Origin of the sequence: Streptomyces sp. L-9-10, assembly GCF_004151105.1 — a bacterium.
Lineage (GTDB): Bacteria > Actinomycetota > Actinomycetes > Streptomycetales > Streptomycetaceae > Streptomyces.
Genome location: NZ_PHRF01000095.1, coordinates 395,489 through 410,602 on the forward strand (window position 1 = coordinate 395,489; position 15,114 = coordinate 410,602).

A 15,114-nucleotide genomic window follows, 5' to 3' on the forward strand; every position below is an offset into this window, starting at 1 on the left:
CGATGAAGTACGGTCTCCGCGTGCGCGGTTGAGGTCGCGGCGCCGCGCACGCGGTGACCGGCCGCAGCCCCGCCGGCCGCAGCCCCGCGCACGCGGTGACCGTCCGGCGCGCCGCGCACGCGGTGACGAAAGTCCGGTCCGGGGTCCGCGTACGCGAGACGTCGCCCCGGGATCAGCGGCGCCCCGGGGTCAACGGCGCCGCACGTCCCCCTTCCCGCACGCCACTCCGTCGCCGTCCGGGTCGAGCCGGAGCGGATCGTCCCCGCCGTTGACCTTCAGCCGCCCGTAGTCGTTCGCCGCGAGCCAGTCGCAGCGCGCCCTCGTCGTCGCCGCCTCCGTACTCCCCCGGCCGCCCTGACTCCCCCGCACCGTCTCGGGGAAGACCGTCGGTACGCAGACGTTCGCCGAGCCGTAGTGCCGGTCGCATCCCGCGACCTGCGGGCTCACCGGCGCCGAGGTCCGCTTCTTCCGCGGTTTCCCGGGGCTCTTCGCGAGATCCCCGGCGAAGTCGTGGACGTGCGCCGACTCCGCCGCCTTGTCGGCGAGCGCCGCCGGACCGCCCAGACGCACCCACTCGGCCACCGACGGAACGCCGTTGGCGTCGACCGCGAACAGCATGTACCAGCCGGGGGGCGCCAGATTCGGGTTGCTCGTGACATTGAGGTCGACGTTGTTCCCGTCCACCGAGAGCGGCAGGTCCACGAACCGCTGGTTGGGGTCGGAGGAGTGGGTGACCGCGGCCGGCCGGATCAGTTCGGCCTTGGCGATCGGCCGGTCGACCGTGATCCGCTGCGTATCGCCGTACAGCCACTGGTTGTCGATCAGTGACGTGATCCGCGGGCGCGGTCCCTTGAGGAGATACGGCGGGGTGTAGAGCGACACCCGGTGGTTCCAGGAGCCGTTGCCCGGGTTGTCGCCGGTCGTCATCACCCGGCCGTCCGGCAGCAGGAACGCCGAGGAGTGGTAGCCGCGCGCCTCCGGGTCCACCGCGACCGGATCGAAGGTGTCCGTCGCCGGGTCGAACAGCGAGGACTCGTAGACGGGGTTGGCGCGGTTGTGCAGCGCGCCGCCCGTCTCCAGGACCTTGCCGTCGGGCAGGAGCACGGCGGAGCCGTACATCTTGCCCTGTGCCCCGGTCTGCGGCTGCGGTCCGTTGCCGAGGTCGACCGTGCCCTGCGGCAGCAACGGGCCCGGTGTGTAACGGGGGTTGGGCTGCTTGAGGTCGATGAGATCCGTCAGCCGGTTGGCCTCCGGATTGGAGTCGATATTGCCGCCGCCGATCGTCAGCACCCGCTGGTCCTGCGCGGGCGGCAGCAGCACGCTCGCCGACTGGTCGCGCTCGTCCTTGTTCTGGAGACCCGCGATCCCGGTCACCGTGTTGGCGTCGTAGTCGTAGACCGACGAGCCGGTGCCGGGCGTGCCGTTGCCGAAGACATGGCTGCCGGAGTAGAAGAGCCGCCCGTCCTGCATCAGGATCATCGACGGGTACAGGCCCCAGTACGACCAGGTCTGGTTGACCTGTCCCATCGGCAGCCACTTGTCCTGCGCGGCCGACCAGCGCTCGGCCGTCACCGAACCGCTGGAGTCCTCGCGCAGCCCGCCGAAGGACATCACATCGCCATTGCCCATGATCGTGGCCGACGGATACCAGTGCCCGTCGTTCATGTCGTTGGTCCTGGTGTACGTCTCGGTGGCGGGGTCGAAGACGTACGAGTCCTTGTAGCCCTGGTAGCCGACCGTGCCGTCCGCCGACGGATAGCCCTTGTTGCCGCTCATCACCAGCACCCGGCCGTCGGAGAGCTGGACATGGCCGGAGCAGAACATGTCGTCGGGGGTGGGGACCGTACGGTACGAGCCGTCCGCCGGGTCGTACACCGCGGAGGTGAACGTACCGGCCTCGAACATCTCCGGGTCGTTGCCGGAGCCCGCGATCAGCAGCACCTTGCCGTTGTGCAGCACCACCGAGTGCATCGAACGCACCGGGTTCTCCGTCGGCAGCACCTGCCAGCGGCCGTTGGCGCACTCCTCGGCGGTCCCGGTGCACTCCGGTTCCACGGGCGGCGGGGCGACCTCCTCCATCACATAGTCATCGGTGGTCACACTGCCCGTGCCGTACACCGACACGCCCCAGGTGATCCGGTCGGTGCCGGGCGGAATGACGGGCGTACGGACCTCGGCCCGCTGGTAACCGGCGCTGAGGTCAAGGGTTTTGAGATCGGTCCAGTACTGCCAGCCCGCCGTGGCGTCATGGCGGAAGAGCGTGATCGCGGCGTCGGGTGTCGTCGACTTGTACCAGAGGGACAGGTCGTACTGCCGCTCGGGCACCACCACGGGCGCGCACTCCGCGGACTCCGTGATCAGCGCCTTGCGGTCGCCCTCGGTCCGGCGGGTCAGCGCGACTCTCAGCGCCGCGGTGCCGGAGCGGGCGTCGGCGACGGTGTCGAAGGAGAAGTCGTTGTCTCCCCAGCCGGACCGCTCCCAGCAGTACGGCAGGGCGTCCGTACCGGGCGGGCCCGGCGTCTCGAACCCGGGGTTCTTGACGAGGTTCACCCCGGCCGCGGCGGGCTGCTGGGTGGCGTACAGCATGCCGCCGGTCAGCGCGAGGAACGTGAGGAAGGCGGTACGACGCGACAGGCGGAAAGGGAAGGGGCGCGATGTACGGAATGCACGCGACGTACGGAAACGGCGTGGAGCGACAGGGCTCATCGGCGCACGCTCCCCTCGGTACGGGCGGCCACCGCCGCACGGTTCGTCGCGCGGCGAGCCGCACGGCCCGCCCCGCGCCCCGCCCGCTCCCGCTTCGGCTCACGCCTCGGCTCCCGCTTGGGCAGATAGACCAGCGCCTCCGTGCCCACGAACCGCAGCACGAACGTCGCCAGCAGCGCGCACGCGGTCGCCGTCAGCACCCCCATCCCGAGCTGTGCGACGAACAGCGCGATCAGCGGGATACGGAGCAGCAGGTCGGCGTTGGCGAGCAGCGCGAACCGGCCCACCCGGTCCGCCCAGTGCCGGTGCGCCCGCCGGTCGCGGAAGAGCAGCACCTCGATCAGGAGGAAGTTCCACAGGACCCCGAACTGGTTGGCCACCACCTCGGCCGGCAGATAGTGCACCCCGGCCGCCGTGAGCCCGTGCAGCGCGAGCAGGTTCGGTACGAAGCCGGTGAGCCCGATCAGTCCGAAGGCGATCATCCGGGCGAGCGGGGCGGCCGTCCGCAGCTCCACGAGGTGGCGCAGGAAGCGCAGCCCCTCCTTCGCCGTCGACTTCGACTCGCCCGCGAACCGGTCGCGGAAGACGAACGGCACCTCGGCCGGCTGCTCGGGCCGGCAGCGTACGGCCAGCTCCAGCAGGATCTTGTAGCCGAGCGGTCGCAGCGCCTCCGCGGTGACGGCGGAGCGCCGGATCGCGAAGAACCCGCTCATCGGGTCGCTGATTCCGCGCAGCCCGGCCGGGAAGAGCCCCTTGGTCAGCCAGGTCGCCGCGCGGGACACCGCGACGCGGTAGCCGCCGGCCAGCCCGGCCCGGCTGCCGCCCTCGATATAGCGGCTCGCGACGACGAGATCCGCGGAGGTCCGCTCCCCGGCCGCGACCAGCTCGGGGACGAGCGCGGGCGGATGCTGGAGGTCGGCGTCCATGACGACGATCCAGTCGGACCCCGCGGCCCTGAGCCCTTCGACGACCGCACCGCCGAGACCTCCCTCGGGCTTCTCCCGGTGGATCACGCTCACCGGGAACGGGCAGTCCTGCGCGGCGGATTCGATGACCTCGGGGGTGTCGTCGGTCGAGTCGTCGACGAAGATCACCTCGCAGGGCAGCCTGGCCGGTACGGCGTCGGTGAGCTGCCGCAGCAACTCCCTTACGTTCCCCGACTCGTTGAAGGTCGGGATGATGACGGTGACGGCGCCGGGCTCGGCGACGACGGTCGCCTCCAGCTCCGGTTCACCGCGCTCCCCGGCACCGATGGGGGGAAGAATGCTCATCGCTCGTCGCCTCCCGCGATCCGGTCGCCATCCGTGCTCACCGTGCGTCCCGCGCTTCCCGTACGCCCCGCGCTTTCCGCGCTTCCCGTGCTTCCCGTGATCCGCCGGATCTCGATCCGGTCCTCGCCGTCCCCGAAGACGGCGACAGCGGTCGAGTGCTCCAGCGCGTCCCGCACCTTGGGCAGATCGCGCGCGTCGCGCCGTACGGTCGGGGACGCGACCACATAGTCCAGATCGCGCCAGCCGTCGGGCATGGTCTTCGTGACGGCCGGGTCGAGGTCGGCCTTGTAGAACCAGATCGCGCCGAGCCCCGGTTCGTATCCGGCGTGCACGAGGTCCAGCCAGAGCGCGTCGTCGACCAGCACCCGGGCCCGGGACGGGTCGGGCACCTCGGTCGCCATCCAGGAAGCGGCCTGCCGGTAGGGGGCGTTGGCGTCGGCCGTCAGCGCCGTGCGATCGCCGTCGTACCACCGGGGTACGACGACGGCCAGCGCGCTCGCGGCGAGCGCGGCCAGCGCCGTCCAGCGGACGGCGGTGAGCGTACGGCCCTCCCGCGGCCCGCGCCGTCGGCGCAGGATCGCGTGGGTGACGGACGCGGCGCCGCCCGCCAGCACCAGCGCCAGGAACGGCAGCGCCTGGATGACGTACATCGCGGGCAGATAGCCGGACGGGCGCAGGGCGACCAGGGTGAGGATCACCACGGCCAGCGCGGGCCCCGCGAGCGCCCGCGCGGTGACCGACCAGCGCAGGGTGACCACCAGCAGGACGGCGCCCGCGATCCCGCCGAGCGGCAGCACCCGGTCGTAGTACAGCCAGGACTGGAGCACCCCGTACGAGCCGCTGCCCGGGTCGAGCACGAAGCCGGAGCCGGGCCTGCTCATCTGGAACGCGATGCCGTCCCAGAGCGAGACATGCCCGCCGCCGGGCAGCAGTTCCCCCTTGAGCAGGGCCATCAGCGGATAGCAGAGGCCGACCAGCGCGCAGGCGGTGATCGCGCCGGTCACCGCGAACTTCCGGGTGTCGCGATGGCTGTGCCGCCACAGGGTCACCAGCAGCGCGGGCAGGATGACCAGCATGGTCTCCTTCGTGAGCACCCCGACGGCGGCGGCGATTCCGGCCGCGAAGTGGTGCCAGAGATGCCGGCTGGGCGAGGCCGCGAGGCAGAACGCGAGCAGTATCCACATCACGGCGATGTTGTCGAGGAAGATCTCCCGCTGGAGCACCACGGAGAGCGGGGAGAGCCCGAACAGGGCCATCGCCAGCCCGGCGGCCCAGCGCGGCAGCCAGAGCCGCCTGGCCAGTACGTAGAGGAAGACCGCGCTCGCCGCGCTGACCAGCAGCATCGCGAAGCGCATCGGGGCGACCGTCATCGTCTCGGGCGAGAGGAGCGAGGGCAGCCAGGTCAGGAAGGCGATCTGCATCCAGCCGAGCGGCGGATGGTCGTACCAGTAGGTGTAGTGGGCGAGGCCCTTGCCCTCCTGGACGGCCCAGGCCTGGGCGAGATAGGTGCCCTCGTCGTCGCTGAGCGTCGGATAGTGCTGGATGTTCCAGCCCTGGACCAGCAGGATCGCGACGAGGAGCGCCCCGCACAGGAGCAGATCGGCGCGGGAGCGGCGGAAGCGTATGACCGGCCGGACGGTGAGCCGCGTCCTGCTGACGCGGCGGGCATGGCCGGGCCGCGCGGTGACGGCGGTCGGCTGCCCGGTCGTCACCGTGGGGAGGGTGGAGGTCACGCGTGGACGTCCTCTCGGATGAGATGCGCGCCGACATGACTGGTCAGCTCCCAGTCGCTGCGCCCCCGGTGCTCGCGCCAGACGGCGCGGACCGCCGCGCCCGCGAGGAGCACCTGGTAGATGGGGCCGCCGACGATGAGCTTCAGATAGTGCGAGAGGCGGACCCGCAGTCCGTACTGCTTGCCGAAGTCATGGAGCCCGACGACCTCGAAGACGAAGGTCACCATGGCGGTGACCAGCGGCAGGAACGTCACGAACGCGACCGTGACCGGTACGTCGAGCAGGAGCGCGATCGCCACGTTGAGCGGGATGATCAAGCCGGTGAACGCCTGGAGGAACGGGGTCATCAGCGTGTAGCGGGCGAGCATCCGCTGTCCGCGCGTGGGCAGTTGGCGCCAGTCCTTCTTGCGGTACACCTGAAGGAAGCCCTGGTTCCAGCGGGTGCGCTGTTTGAGCAGGGAGACGAGCGAGCCCGGGGTCTCCTCGCGGGTCACCATGTCGGAGTCGTACGCGACGACGACCTTCTTGCCGACGCTGGAGAGGCGTACGCCCAGATCGCAGTCCTCGGCCAGGCAGTTCGGGTCCCAGCCGCCCGCCTCGCGCAGGACGTCGGTGCGGACGAAGACGGTGTTGCCGCCGAGCGGGATGAAGCCCTTCTGGGCGTGCAGATGGAGCCTGCTGCGGAACCAGAAGAAGTACTCCAGGCAGTTGCGCAGGCTGTACCAGCTGGAGTGGAAGTTGATCAGCTGGACGCCGCCCTGGACGACATCGGCGCCGGTGGTGCGGAAGGCGTGGTCGACGTGGGTCAGCAGCTCCGGGTGGACCTGGTCCTCGGCGTCGAAGACCCCGACGACCTCCCCGGTGCAGTACGGCAGCGCCGTGTTGAGCGCCTTGGGCTTGTTCTTGGCCTCATGGGTGTCGACGACGACCCTGACCCGGTGGGGGTCGCGGGCGGCGGCCCGTTCGGCGACCGCCGCCGTCTCCGGGTCGTCGTGCCCGACGATGACGATGATCTCGAACCTGCTGTGGCCGGACTCCAGCAGCCGCTCGACGGTGTGCTCCAGCACGGCCTGTTCGTGACGGGCCGGCAGCAGCAGCGAGAACGAGCCCTCGCGGCCGCCGTCGGGCCGGTCGAATCTGGTCGCGGCGAGCGTTTCCGGCGTACGCCAGGCATGCATCTGCCACCAGAGCGTGAACGCGGCCATCCAGAACAGCGCCAGTGAAATGGCAGCGATGAATACGGACGTGAACACATGGCCCCCCTCGGCCAGGGCAGGCCGCGGCAGGCCCCCCTGGCCGTCGGCTGACCCCTGCATCCCCCTCGTGCGCACAGTCCCCCCGTGCGCACCTGTTGTGACTCTTGTGGAGACAATAAGGGGGACCTGTGACAGCCGGAGGGCTGATTGGGTGAATACTGCGTTTCAGTCCGATTCACCATGCGTCGGAAATCAGCCATACGTTACTCGAAAACGCCCAACTCTCCCTTTAGTGCGCTTACTTCCGTCATCGGCGCGGCACAGACGAACCTCCGGCAGACATAGGCGGCGGCCTCCCCGCCGACCAGCGGACGGTCCGCCAGCAGCGGGAACTCATCGCTTCCGGCCACTCCCGCCGCGACGACGGCGCCGGGCGCGGTGCCCAGCAGCGCCGTACGGTGCAGCGCGCTCCGCTCCGGCCCGGTCCCGGCCGCCACGCTCCCCGCCGGTCCCGGCTTTTCCACGACCGCGATCTCGCGCGGCCCGTCGAGCAGCGCCTCGGCCACCGCGAGCCCCCAGCCGATGAAGCGCGGCGCCCTCGGCCCGAGCGCCTTCACCACCCCCAACGCCCCTTCCGCGGCGGTGCGATGGGCCTCGGAGCCGGTGTGCGCGGCATACGAGAGAAGCGCCCCGGCGGCGGCCGTCCAGCCGGACGGCGTGGCGTTGTCCGTGGGGTCCTGCGGGCGCCTGATCAACTGTTCGGCGTCGTTCGCCGTGTCGTACAGCGTCCCGCCCTCGGCCACGAACCTGTCGAGCACAATGTCCAGCAAGAACCCGGCGAATTCCAGCCATGTCCCCTCACCGGTGACCCCCGCGAGCGCCAGGAAGCCCTCGGCGACATCGCCGTAGTCCTCCAGCACCCCCGCGTTGGCGCCGGTGCGGCCGTCCTTCGACGTACGGGCGAGCCGTGCCGCGTCGTCCAGATGCACCCGCACCAGCAGATCGGCGGCCTCGGTGGCGCGTTCCACCAGATCCAGCCGGTCGAAGTAGGCGCCGGTCTCGGCCAGGGCGGCGATCGCGAGCCCGTTCCAGGCGGCCACGACCTTGTCGTCCCGTCCCGGTTTCGGCCGCCCGTCGCGCGCCGCGAGCAGCCGCCGCCGTACGGAGGCGACCCGCTCGGCGTCCGCCACCCCGCCGTCCAGCGGCAGTTGCAGCACGGACGCGCCCTCCTCGAAGGTGCCCTCCTCCGTCACCCCGAAGTACCGCGCGGCGAACGCGGCGTCGGACTCCCCCAGCACCTCGCGCAGCTGGTCAGGCGTCCACACGTAGAACGCGCCCTCGACATGCGCGCCGCTGCCGTCGTCACTGTCCGCGTCCAGGGCCGAGGCGAACCCGCCCTCCGCCGTGCGCAGTTCCCGCACCATGAAGTCGGCCGTCTCCAGCGCCACCCGCCGGGCCAGATCGGATCCCGTGGCCCGCCACAGATGCGCGTACACCCGGCACAGCAGCGCGTTGTCGTACAGCATCTTCTCGAAGTGGGGCACGGTCCACTCGCGGTCCACCGAGTAGCGGGCGAACCCGCCGCCGAGCTGGTCGTAGATCCCGCCCCTGGCCATCGCCTCACATGTGTCGGCGGCCATCTGGAGCGCGCCCTCCGCGCCGGTACGGGCGTTGTGGCGCAGCAGGAACTCCACGGCCATGGACGGCGGGAACTTGGGCGCCCCGCCGAACCCGCCCCGCACCGCGTCGTACTCCCGCGTCAGCCCCAGCAGCGCCTGCGCCAGCTCCTCCTCACCCGGCACCCCGTCCCCCCGGTACGCGAGCGACCGCCCCGCCAGCTCCCCCACGATCCGCGCCGCGACCTCCGTGACCTCCCCGCGCCGGTCCTTCCACGCGGCACTGACCCCCTCCAGGACCTGCGGGAAGGACGCCATGCCGTGCCGGGGCGCGGGCGGGAAGTACGTACCGAAGTAGAACGGCTCCCCGTCCGCCGTCAGAAACACCGTCATGGGCCACCCGCCCTGCCCGGTGGCCGCCTGAACCGCCTCCATGTACACGGCGTCCACATCGGGCCGCTCCTCGCGGTCGACCTTGACGCTGACGAAGTGGGCGTTCATGTACCGGGCGGTCGTCTCGTCCTCGAAGCTCTCGCCCGCCATCACATGGCACCAGTGGCAGCTGCTGTACCCGACGCTCAGCAGCACCGGCACATCCCGCCGCCGCGCCTCCTCGAACGCCGCGGGCGACCAGGGCCACCAGTCGACGGGGTTGTCGGCGTGCTGGAGGAGGTACGGGGAGGTCTCATGGGCCAGTCGGTTCGCCATGCGCCCCATCCTGCCCCAGCCCGCGGGAGACCGCGGAAGACACACGCGCCCGCGGGCTCCCCTCGCGCTCGCGCCGCCCGCACAGGACAATGTCGTCTCTCACCCATGCTCTCGGAGGGGGACGCATATGCGGGAAAGCCACCGGGCCGAAGCCGAGAGGCTGTTGGTACGTGCCGTGGAGGAAGAGGTACGGCGCTCCGGCGGGCGGACCGAAGGGAACACACTGCTGGCACGCGGGCGCGGCGCCCTGGATGCCATGGCGGCGGGCGCGGACGAGGAGTACACCGCGTACGTGCGGGCGCTGGACGCGGAGCGGGCCGAACGCCCGGCGCTGTCGGAGCGGTTCAGCAGGCAGTCCCTCGGCACGCCCGTGCTGGTCACGTCGGTCGCGGCGGTCGCCGCCGTCGGCGCGGACGTCGCGCTGGGCACCGCCACGGGCATCGCGTTCGGCGCCGGGGCCGTCGTGGCGGTCGCCGGGGCCGCGACCACCGTCGCCAAGGTGACCGCCTCGCACTGGCCGGCCGCGCACCGCAGGGCCGGGGCCGCGGGCCAGCCGGGCGGCACCGAGCAGTTGCGGCTCCAGTGGCTGACGGCGCTGGAGGTACGGGGCATCCGCCCGTTCCTCGACCAGCAGCGGGTGCTGACCTCCGCGACCCGGCGCACCACCAAGAAGCCCACCGTCGTGCCGCAGTTGCGCGGCGGGGACCGCAGCGCCGCCGCCCGCAGGCGCAGTGTGCTCGAACGGTCCTTCGGTCATCTGCCGGAGCCCGACGGGCCGTTCGCCGGGCGGCGCGCGGCGATGGCGCAGATCGCGCAGTGGGTGCACGCGGCCCGCGTCTCGACGGAGACGAAGCCGACGGTCGTGGTGCTGTACGGCGCGCCGGGTTCCGGCCGCACCGAGCTGGCCGTACGCGCCGCTCATCAGCTCAAGGACCAGTTCAGGGGCGCGTGCGTGGTCGACCTGCGCGGCGGCGGCACCTTCGAGGCACCGCTGTCGACCCGCGACGCGCTGCTGCATCTGCTCAACCGGCTGGGCGCGCCCCGCGAACAGCTGCTGTTCCGCGAGGGATCCTCCCCGGAGCAGCAGGTACGGCGGCTGAGCGAGCTGTACCACCAGCATCTGACGGGCCTGCCGGTGACGGTCGTCCTGGACGACGCCTCCGATCCCGAGCAGGTGCGGACGCTGGTGCCCGAACGGTCCGACAGCCTGGTGCTGGTGACGGCGCGCGAGCGGCTCGATCTGCCGGACGACGTACCGGCCTGGGTGCACCAGCTGCCCGTCGAACCGCTGGACACGGCGGGCGCCGAGGAATTGCTGCGGGCCGTGGCCGAACCCTCCGCCGCGTCGGCGGAGGGACCGTACGACGCGCAGTCCACCGACCGCGTGGCCGAGTTGTGCGGCGGCCTGCCGCTCGCGCTGCGGATCGCCGGATCCTCGCTCGGGGAGCGCACGGCGCAGCGACTGGCCACGGACCTCGACGCGTACGGCCCGGTCGAACCGGCCGAACGTGCCCTGTGGGTGCGCTACACCGACCAGAGCGACCAGGCCCGCAGGCTGCTGCGCCGCCTCGCGCTGGCCGGCCGCGCGTCCCTGGGCGTGGCAGCGGCGGCGGCGCTGCTGGCGACGGACGAGCAGGAGGCCGGCCGGCCGCTGGCCGAGCTGTCCCGGGCGGGGCTGATCGACCACGTACGGGCGGGCCGCTACCGGCTGCACGACGTCGTCAGGATCTTCGCGCACTCACGGCTGCGGGACGAGGAGAGCGCCGAGGACCGTACGGCCGCCCAGGAGCGGCTGATCCGGAACTACGGCGAGCTGGCCGACTCCGTGATCCGGCTGGTCGACGGCAAGACCTCCACCCGCGCGGACCTCTTCAAGACGGCGGCAGGAGCGCACGGCTTCTCCTCGCTGGAGTCCGCGCTGCGCTGGCTGGACGACGAGTCGAGCTTCATCACGGCCGCGCTGCGGCACGCCGAGGGCGTCGACCAGCAGGCCGTACTGAACCTGCTGGGCGCGCTCTGCGACTACTGCCTGCTGCGCGGCGACCTCTACCGGCTGGGCGAGATCAACGAGCTGACCCAGGCGGTGGGCCAGGGGCTGCTGCTCCGCTCGGTCCAGTGGCGTACGGGCATCGCGGCCCGCCAGCTCGGCGAGCTGGACAAGGCGCGTACCACCCTGACCACGGTCGTCGGTCTCTACCGGGAGGCGGACCACGACGCGGGCGCCGCCCGCGCGCTGTGCTCGCTCGGCATCACCCTGCACCACCAGGGCAATCTGACCGAGGCGTCGGCGAAGCTGCGCGAGGCGCTCGCGCTCCAGTCCCCCGAGCCGCTGGCCGGCGACCGCGGCTGGACGCTGCACGCCCTGGCGGCCGTCGAGCGCGACCGGGGCTCGGTGGCCGAGGCGCTCACGCTGCTCTCCGGCGCGCTCGTACTGCACCGTGAGAACGAGTCCCTGCACGGCGAGGCGTGGACGCACTTCCAGCTGGGCCAGTTGTATCTGCGGCTGGGCGATGTGGCGCGGGCGGAGGCGGAGCTGCGCGCGGCCCTCGATCTGTACGGCAGGACCCGCGACGGCCGCGGCGAGGCCTGGGCGATGACCCAGCTCGCCCGCACCCGGCTGGTGGACGGCGACCCGGCCCCGGCGGTCGGCGAACTGCGCGAAGCCCTCGCCCGCCACCGCGAGAACGAGGACGCGCGCGGCGAGGCGTGGACGCTCTACTACCTGGGCCAGGCGCTGGAGGAGACCGGCGACCGCGACCAGGCGGTACGGGAACTGGAGCGGGCGCGCACGATGTTCTCCCGGATGCGCGACGTGTACGGGCTGGCCTGCGCCCGGCACCACTCGGGCCGGGTCACCCGCGACCAGCGCGCCGCCCAGACCGGCAACCTCCGCAACTCCGGCTTCGCCCGCCAGCTGCTGACCGACGCCCGCGCGGACTTCCGCCGTATCGGCGTCGCCCACGGCGAGGCCTGGACCTGTCTGGAGCTGGCCATCATCGACGCCGGCAACAACCGCCCCGGCCAGGCGCTCCAGCTCTGCGACGAGGCAACGGCGCTCTTCGCCTCGTACGACGACCACCGCGGCGCCGACTGGTCCCGCTTCCTGCGCTGCACGCTGCTGCCGTACGCCTCGGCGGGCGGTATCGACGTGGGCTCGGTGGTCGCGGAACAGGAACTGTCCGACCTCTCCGCCGCCGCGCATCCGGCCCGCGACGGCAAACTCGCGGAGTCCGTGACGACGCTCGGCGTCATGCTGGGCCGGGGCGTACGGCTGGAGGACGGCTGGCAGGCATGGCAGCTGGGAATGGTGCCGAACCGCCACGCGCGCGAGGTGATGGGCGTGCCGGTGACGGCGGCCGGGTAGCCATCGCGTCCGGCCCCTTGACGCCCGCGGGCGTCAAGGGGCGGGGCGTGCAGCCGGCCGGTGCCGCGCTACTCGCCGCGCGGGGCGGCGGACGTCGGCTCGCTCTTCGCGGACCGCGCGGACGCGGCGGGCGCCTGCGCGGGGGCCTCCTCGAAGTTGACCTTGCCCATGTGGCGGTTCATCGACTTCATCAGCAGCCACACGCCCCCCGCCATCACCGCGAACACGATGAACCCGAGCACACCGGGCGTCACCTTGTTCTCGTCGAGCTCCTTGGCGAGAGGAGCCGCGAACGCCATCGCCTGAGTCGCATACATATCAGCCATTGTCGCGGATGCCCGCGAACAGGTCGCTCTCGGGGAGGGATGTATCGACGAGCGACTTCGCGAGCTCGTACTCCTCGGTCGGCCAGACCTCCCGCTGGATGTCCATCGGGATACGGAACCAGCCCCCGTCGGGGTCGATCTGGGTGGCGTGCGCGATCAGCGCCTTGTCCCGGATCTCGAAGAAGTCGGCGCACGGAACATGCGTGGTCAGCGTCCGCTCCACCCGCTCGATCTCCTTCCACCGCTCCAGCCACTCGCCGTACGGGGACTCCAGGCCCCGGGCGAGCAGCGCCTCATGGAGCGCGACCGTACGCGGCCGGTTGAAGCCCTGGTTGTAGTAGAGCTTCTCCGGCTGCCAGACGGGACCGAAGTCGTCCTCCGGGTACTTCTCCTTGTCCGCCGCGGACTCGAACGCCACCATCGAGATCTTGTGGGTCATGATGTGGTCCGGGTGCGGATACCCGCCGTTCTCGTCGTACGTGGTGATGACCTGCGGCCGGAACGACCGGATCAGGCGTACGAGGCGGCCCGCCGCCTCGTCCACGTCCGCCAGCGCGAAGCAGCCCTCGGGCAGCGGCGGCAGCGGGTCGCCCTCGGGCAGCCCCGAGTCGACGTACCCCAGCCACTCCTGCTTGACGCCGAGGATCTCGCGCGCCTCGTCCATCTCCTTCTTGCGTACCTCGTGGATGTGCTCCTGGATATAGGCGTCGCCCTGGAGCTTGGGGTTGAGGATGGAGCCGCGCTCGCCTCCCGTGCAGGTCACGACCAGCACGTCCACCCCCTCGGACACGTACTTGGCCATGGTGGCCGCGCCCTTGCTCGACTCGTCGTCGGGGTGGGCGTGAACGGCCATCAGCCGCAGCTGCTCAGTCAAGACTCGATCCTCAGTGATGTGTCGCATCGGACGGCTTCTATAGTGACGGATATCGGGCGGCGGAAATTCCGGCTTGCCCGAGTCCGAAAGGAACGATCATGGCCGTGGTGCGCGAGGAGCCTCCCCGAGGCCGTTACGGCCGCTCGGCGGACCAGCGCGCGGACCGCGGACTGAAGGTCGTCGGCGCGGTGCTCGGCGTCGCGATGCTCGGACTGATCGGCTGGTTCGGCTATCACTACGTGGTCGAACGGAGTGTCTCCGGCGAGCTCATCAAGTACAAGAGGATTTCCGCCACCGCGGTCGAGGCGCATCTGGAGGTCCGCAAGGACCGGGACGCCAGCGGCAGCTGTACGTTGCGCTCCCTCGCGGAGAGCGGCGCGGAGGTCGGCCGGCTGGACGTGCGCTTCGGTGCGGGCGAGACGCGGATCGACCGGGTCGTCACGGTGCGTACCACGGGCAGCGCCACCAGTACCGAGCTGCTGGGCTGCACGTCGGACTGAGTCCCGCCCCGGGTCCTGCCCCGACGGGCGCCCGGCCTCCGGACGGACGGCCCGGCCTCCGGACGCCGGAAGCGGGCGACACGAGCGCGGTGACCCGCCGCCCGCGCCCCTGATGGACCGCGCTGACCTGCGTTGATGTAATTCTGATGGCATTCGTCCTCCCCCTCGCGCCTCGAAATTGTTAGGCTCGTGGTTTCGCCCACCCGAGAAGGCACATTCTTCTGGGTAGGGCGTTGCTTTGTATTCCCGGTACCTACGAGGAGCACCTGTGACCCAGACCAGTGAGAACGTCACCTGGCTCACCCAGGAGGCGTACAACCAGCTGAAGACCGAGCTGGAGTACCTGTCTGGTCCCGCGCGCACGGAGATCTCTATGAAGATCGCGGCGGCCCGTGAAGAGGGCGATCTGCGGGAGAACGGCGGGTACCACGCGGCCAAGGAGGAGCAGGGCAAGCAGGAGCTCCGCGTGCGCCAGCTGACCCAGCTCCTGCAGAACGCGAAGGTCGGCGAGGCCCCGGCGGACGACGGGGTCGTCGAGCCCGGCATGGTCGTGACGATCGCCTTCGACGGAGATCCTGACGACACCCTGGACTTCCTGCTGGCCTCGCGTGAATACGCCAGCTCGGACATCGAGACCTACTCGCCGCAGTCCCCGCTGGGCAGCGGTGTGAACGGCAAGAGGGTCGGCGAGAACGCGGAGTACGAGCTGCCCAACGGCAGGACCGCCTCCGTGAAGATCCTCGACGCCAAGCCCTACCAGGGCTGAGCACGGGCCGGTACACCCACGGGTGTACCGGCCCCTACGCTGAACGGCGCCGTT

At 71.3% G+C, this 15,114-nt stretch carries 10 protein-coding genes; 3 read left to right on the forward strand and 7 right to left on the reverse strand.

Annotated elements, in window-relative coordinates:
- Positions 1-189 precede the first annotated feature (189 nt).
- The 5 genes from CU044_RS23160 to CU044_RS23180 form a co-directional block, all read right to left on the reverse strand.
- The gene (locus tag CU044_RS23160) at positions 190-2,586 is read right to left on the reverse strand and encodes a galactose oxidase early set domain-containing protein (protein WP_240045816.1); all 2,397 of its coding nucleotides are present in this window, start codon (positions 2,584-2,586) and stop codon (positions 190-192) included.
- 116 nt (positions 2,587-2,702) lie between these two features.
- Complete coding sequence (locus CU044_RS23165) at positions 2,703-3,977, reverse strand: glycosyltransferase family 2 protein (RefSeq protein WP_129770632.1); 1,275 nt, start codon at positions 3,975-3,977, stop codon at positions 2,703-2,705.
- Positions 3,974-5,602: a phospholipid carrier-dependent glycosyltransferase gene (locus CU044_RS23170; RefSeq protein ID WP_240045817.1), complete on the reverse strand. Its 1,629-nt coding sequence runs from the start codon at positions 5,600-5,602 to the stop codon at positions 3,974-3,976. Before CU044_RS23170 ends, CU044_RS23165 begins: the two co-directional genes overlap by 4 nt.
- A gap of 104 nt (positions 5,603-5,706) precedes the next feature.
- Positions 5,707-6,963, reverse strand: coding sequence for a glycosyltransferase (locus CU044_RS23175; protein WP_129770633.1), 1,257 nt, complete (start codon positions 6,961-6,963; stop codon positions 5,707-5,709).
- A 206-nt stretch (positions 6,964-7,169) separates the two neighbouring features.
- Positions 7,170-9,230, reverse strand: coding sequence for a thioredoxin domain-containing protein (locus CU044_RS23180; RefSeq protein ID WP_129770634.1), 2,061 nt, complete (start codon positions 9,228-9,230; stop codon positions 7,170-7,172).
- A gap of 127 nt (positions 9,231-9,357) precedes the next feature.
- On the opposite strand from CU044_RS23180, the gene CU044_RS23185 reads away from it, so the two are divergent.
- The gene (locus CU044_RS23185; RefSeq protein WP_129770635.1) at positions 9,358-12,594 is read left to right on the forward strand and encodes a tetratricopeptide repeat protein; all 3,237 of its coding nucleotides are present in this window, start codon (positions 9,358-9,360) and stop codon (positions 12,592-12,594) included.
- Between the two features lie 68 nt (positions 12,595-12,662).
- On the opposite strand, the gene CU044_RS23190 is transcribed toward CU044_RS23185, so the two are convergent.
- Both CU044_RS23190 and mca read right to left on the reverse strand, forming a co-directional pair.
- Positions 12,663-12,911, reverse strand: coding sequence for a hypothetical protein (locus tag CU044_RS23190; RefSeq protein ID WP_129770636.1), 249 nt, complete (start codon positions 12,909-12,911; stop codon positions 12,663-12,665).
- A gap of 1 nt (position 12,912) precedes the next feature.
- Positions 12,913-13,794, reverse strand: coding sequence for a mycothiol conjugate amidase Mca (gene mca / locus CU044_RS23195; RefSeq protein WP_129770637.1), 882 nt, complete (start codon positions 13,792-13,794; stop codon positions 12,913-12,915).
- Positions 13,795-13,892: 98 nt separating this feature from the next.
- Here mca and CU044_RS23200 point away from each other — a divergent pair, with 98 nt between their 5' ends.
- Both CU044_RS23200 and greA read left to right on the forward strand, forming a co-directional pair.
- Positions 13,893-14,294, forward strand: a complete 402-nt coding sequence (locus CU044_RS23200) for a DUF4307 domain-containing protein (RefSeq protein ID WP_129770638.1) — start codon at positions 13,893-13,895, stop codon at positions 14,292-14,294.
- A gap of 268 nt (positions 14,295-14,562) precedes the next feature.
- The gene (greA, locus tag CU044_RS23205) at positions 14,563-15,060 is read left to right on the forward strand and encodes a transcription elongation factor GreA (protein ID WP_129770639.1); all 498 of its coding nucleotides are present in this window, start codon (positions 14,563-14,565) and stop codon (positions 15,058-15,060) included.
- The last annotated feature ends 54 nt before the right edge of the window (positions 15,061-15,114 follow it).

What these genes read in the sequence shown, in the direction of transcription:
- CU044_RS23200 (WP_129770638.1), top strand. Translation starts at nt 13,893, where the DNA reads ATGGCCGTGGTGCGCGAGGAGCCTCCCCGAGGCCGTTACGGCCGCTCG.
- CU044_RS23165 (WP_129770632.1), bottom strand. Translation starts at nt 3,977, where the DNA reads ATGAGCATTCTTCCCCCCATCGGTGCCGGGGAGCGCGGTGAACCGGAG.
- CU044_RS23180 (WP_129770634.1), bottom strand. Translation starts at nt 9,230, where the DNA reads ATGGCGAACCGACTGGCCCATGAGACCTCCCCGTACCTCCTCCAGCAC.
- CU044_RS23185 (WP_129770635.1), top strand. Translation starts at nt 9,358, where the DNA reads ATGCGGGAAAGCCACCGGGCCGAAGCCGAGAGGCTGTTGGTACGTGCC.
- CU044_RS23160 (WP_240045816.1), bottom strand. Translation starts at nt 2,586, where the DNA reads ATGCTGTACGCCACCCAGCAGCCCGCCGCGGCCGGGGTGAACCTCGTC.
- CU044_RS23190 (WP_129770636.1), bottom strand. Translation starts at nt 12,911, where the DNA reads ATGTATGCGACTCAGGCGATGGCGTTCGCGGCTCCTCTCGCCAAGGAG.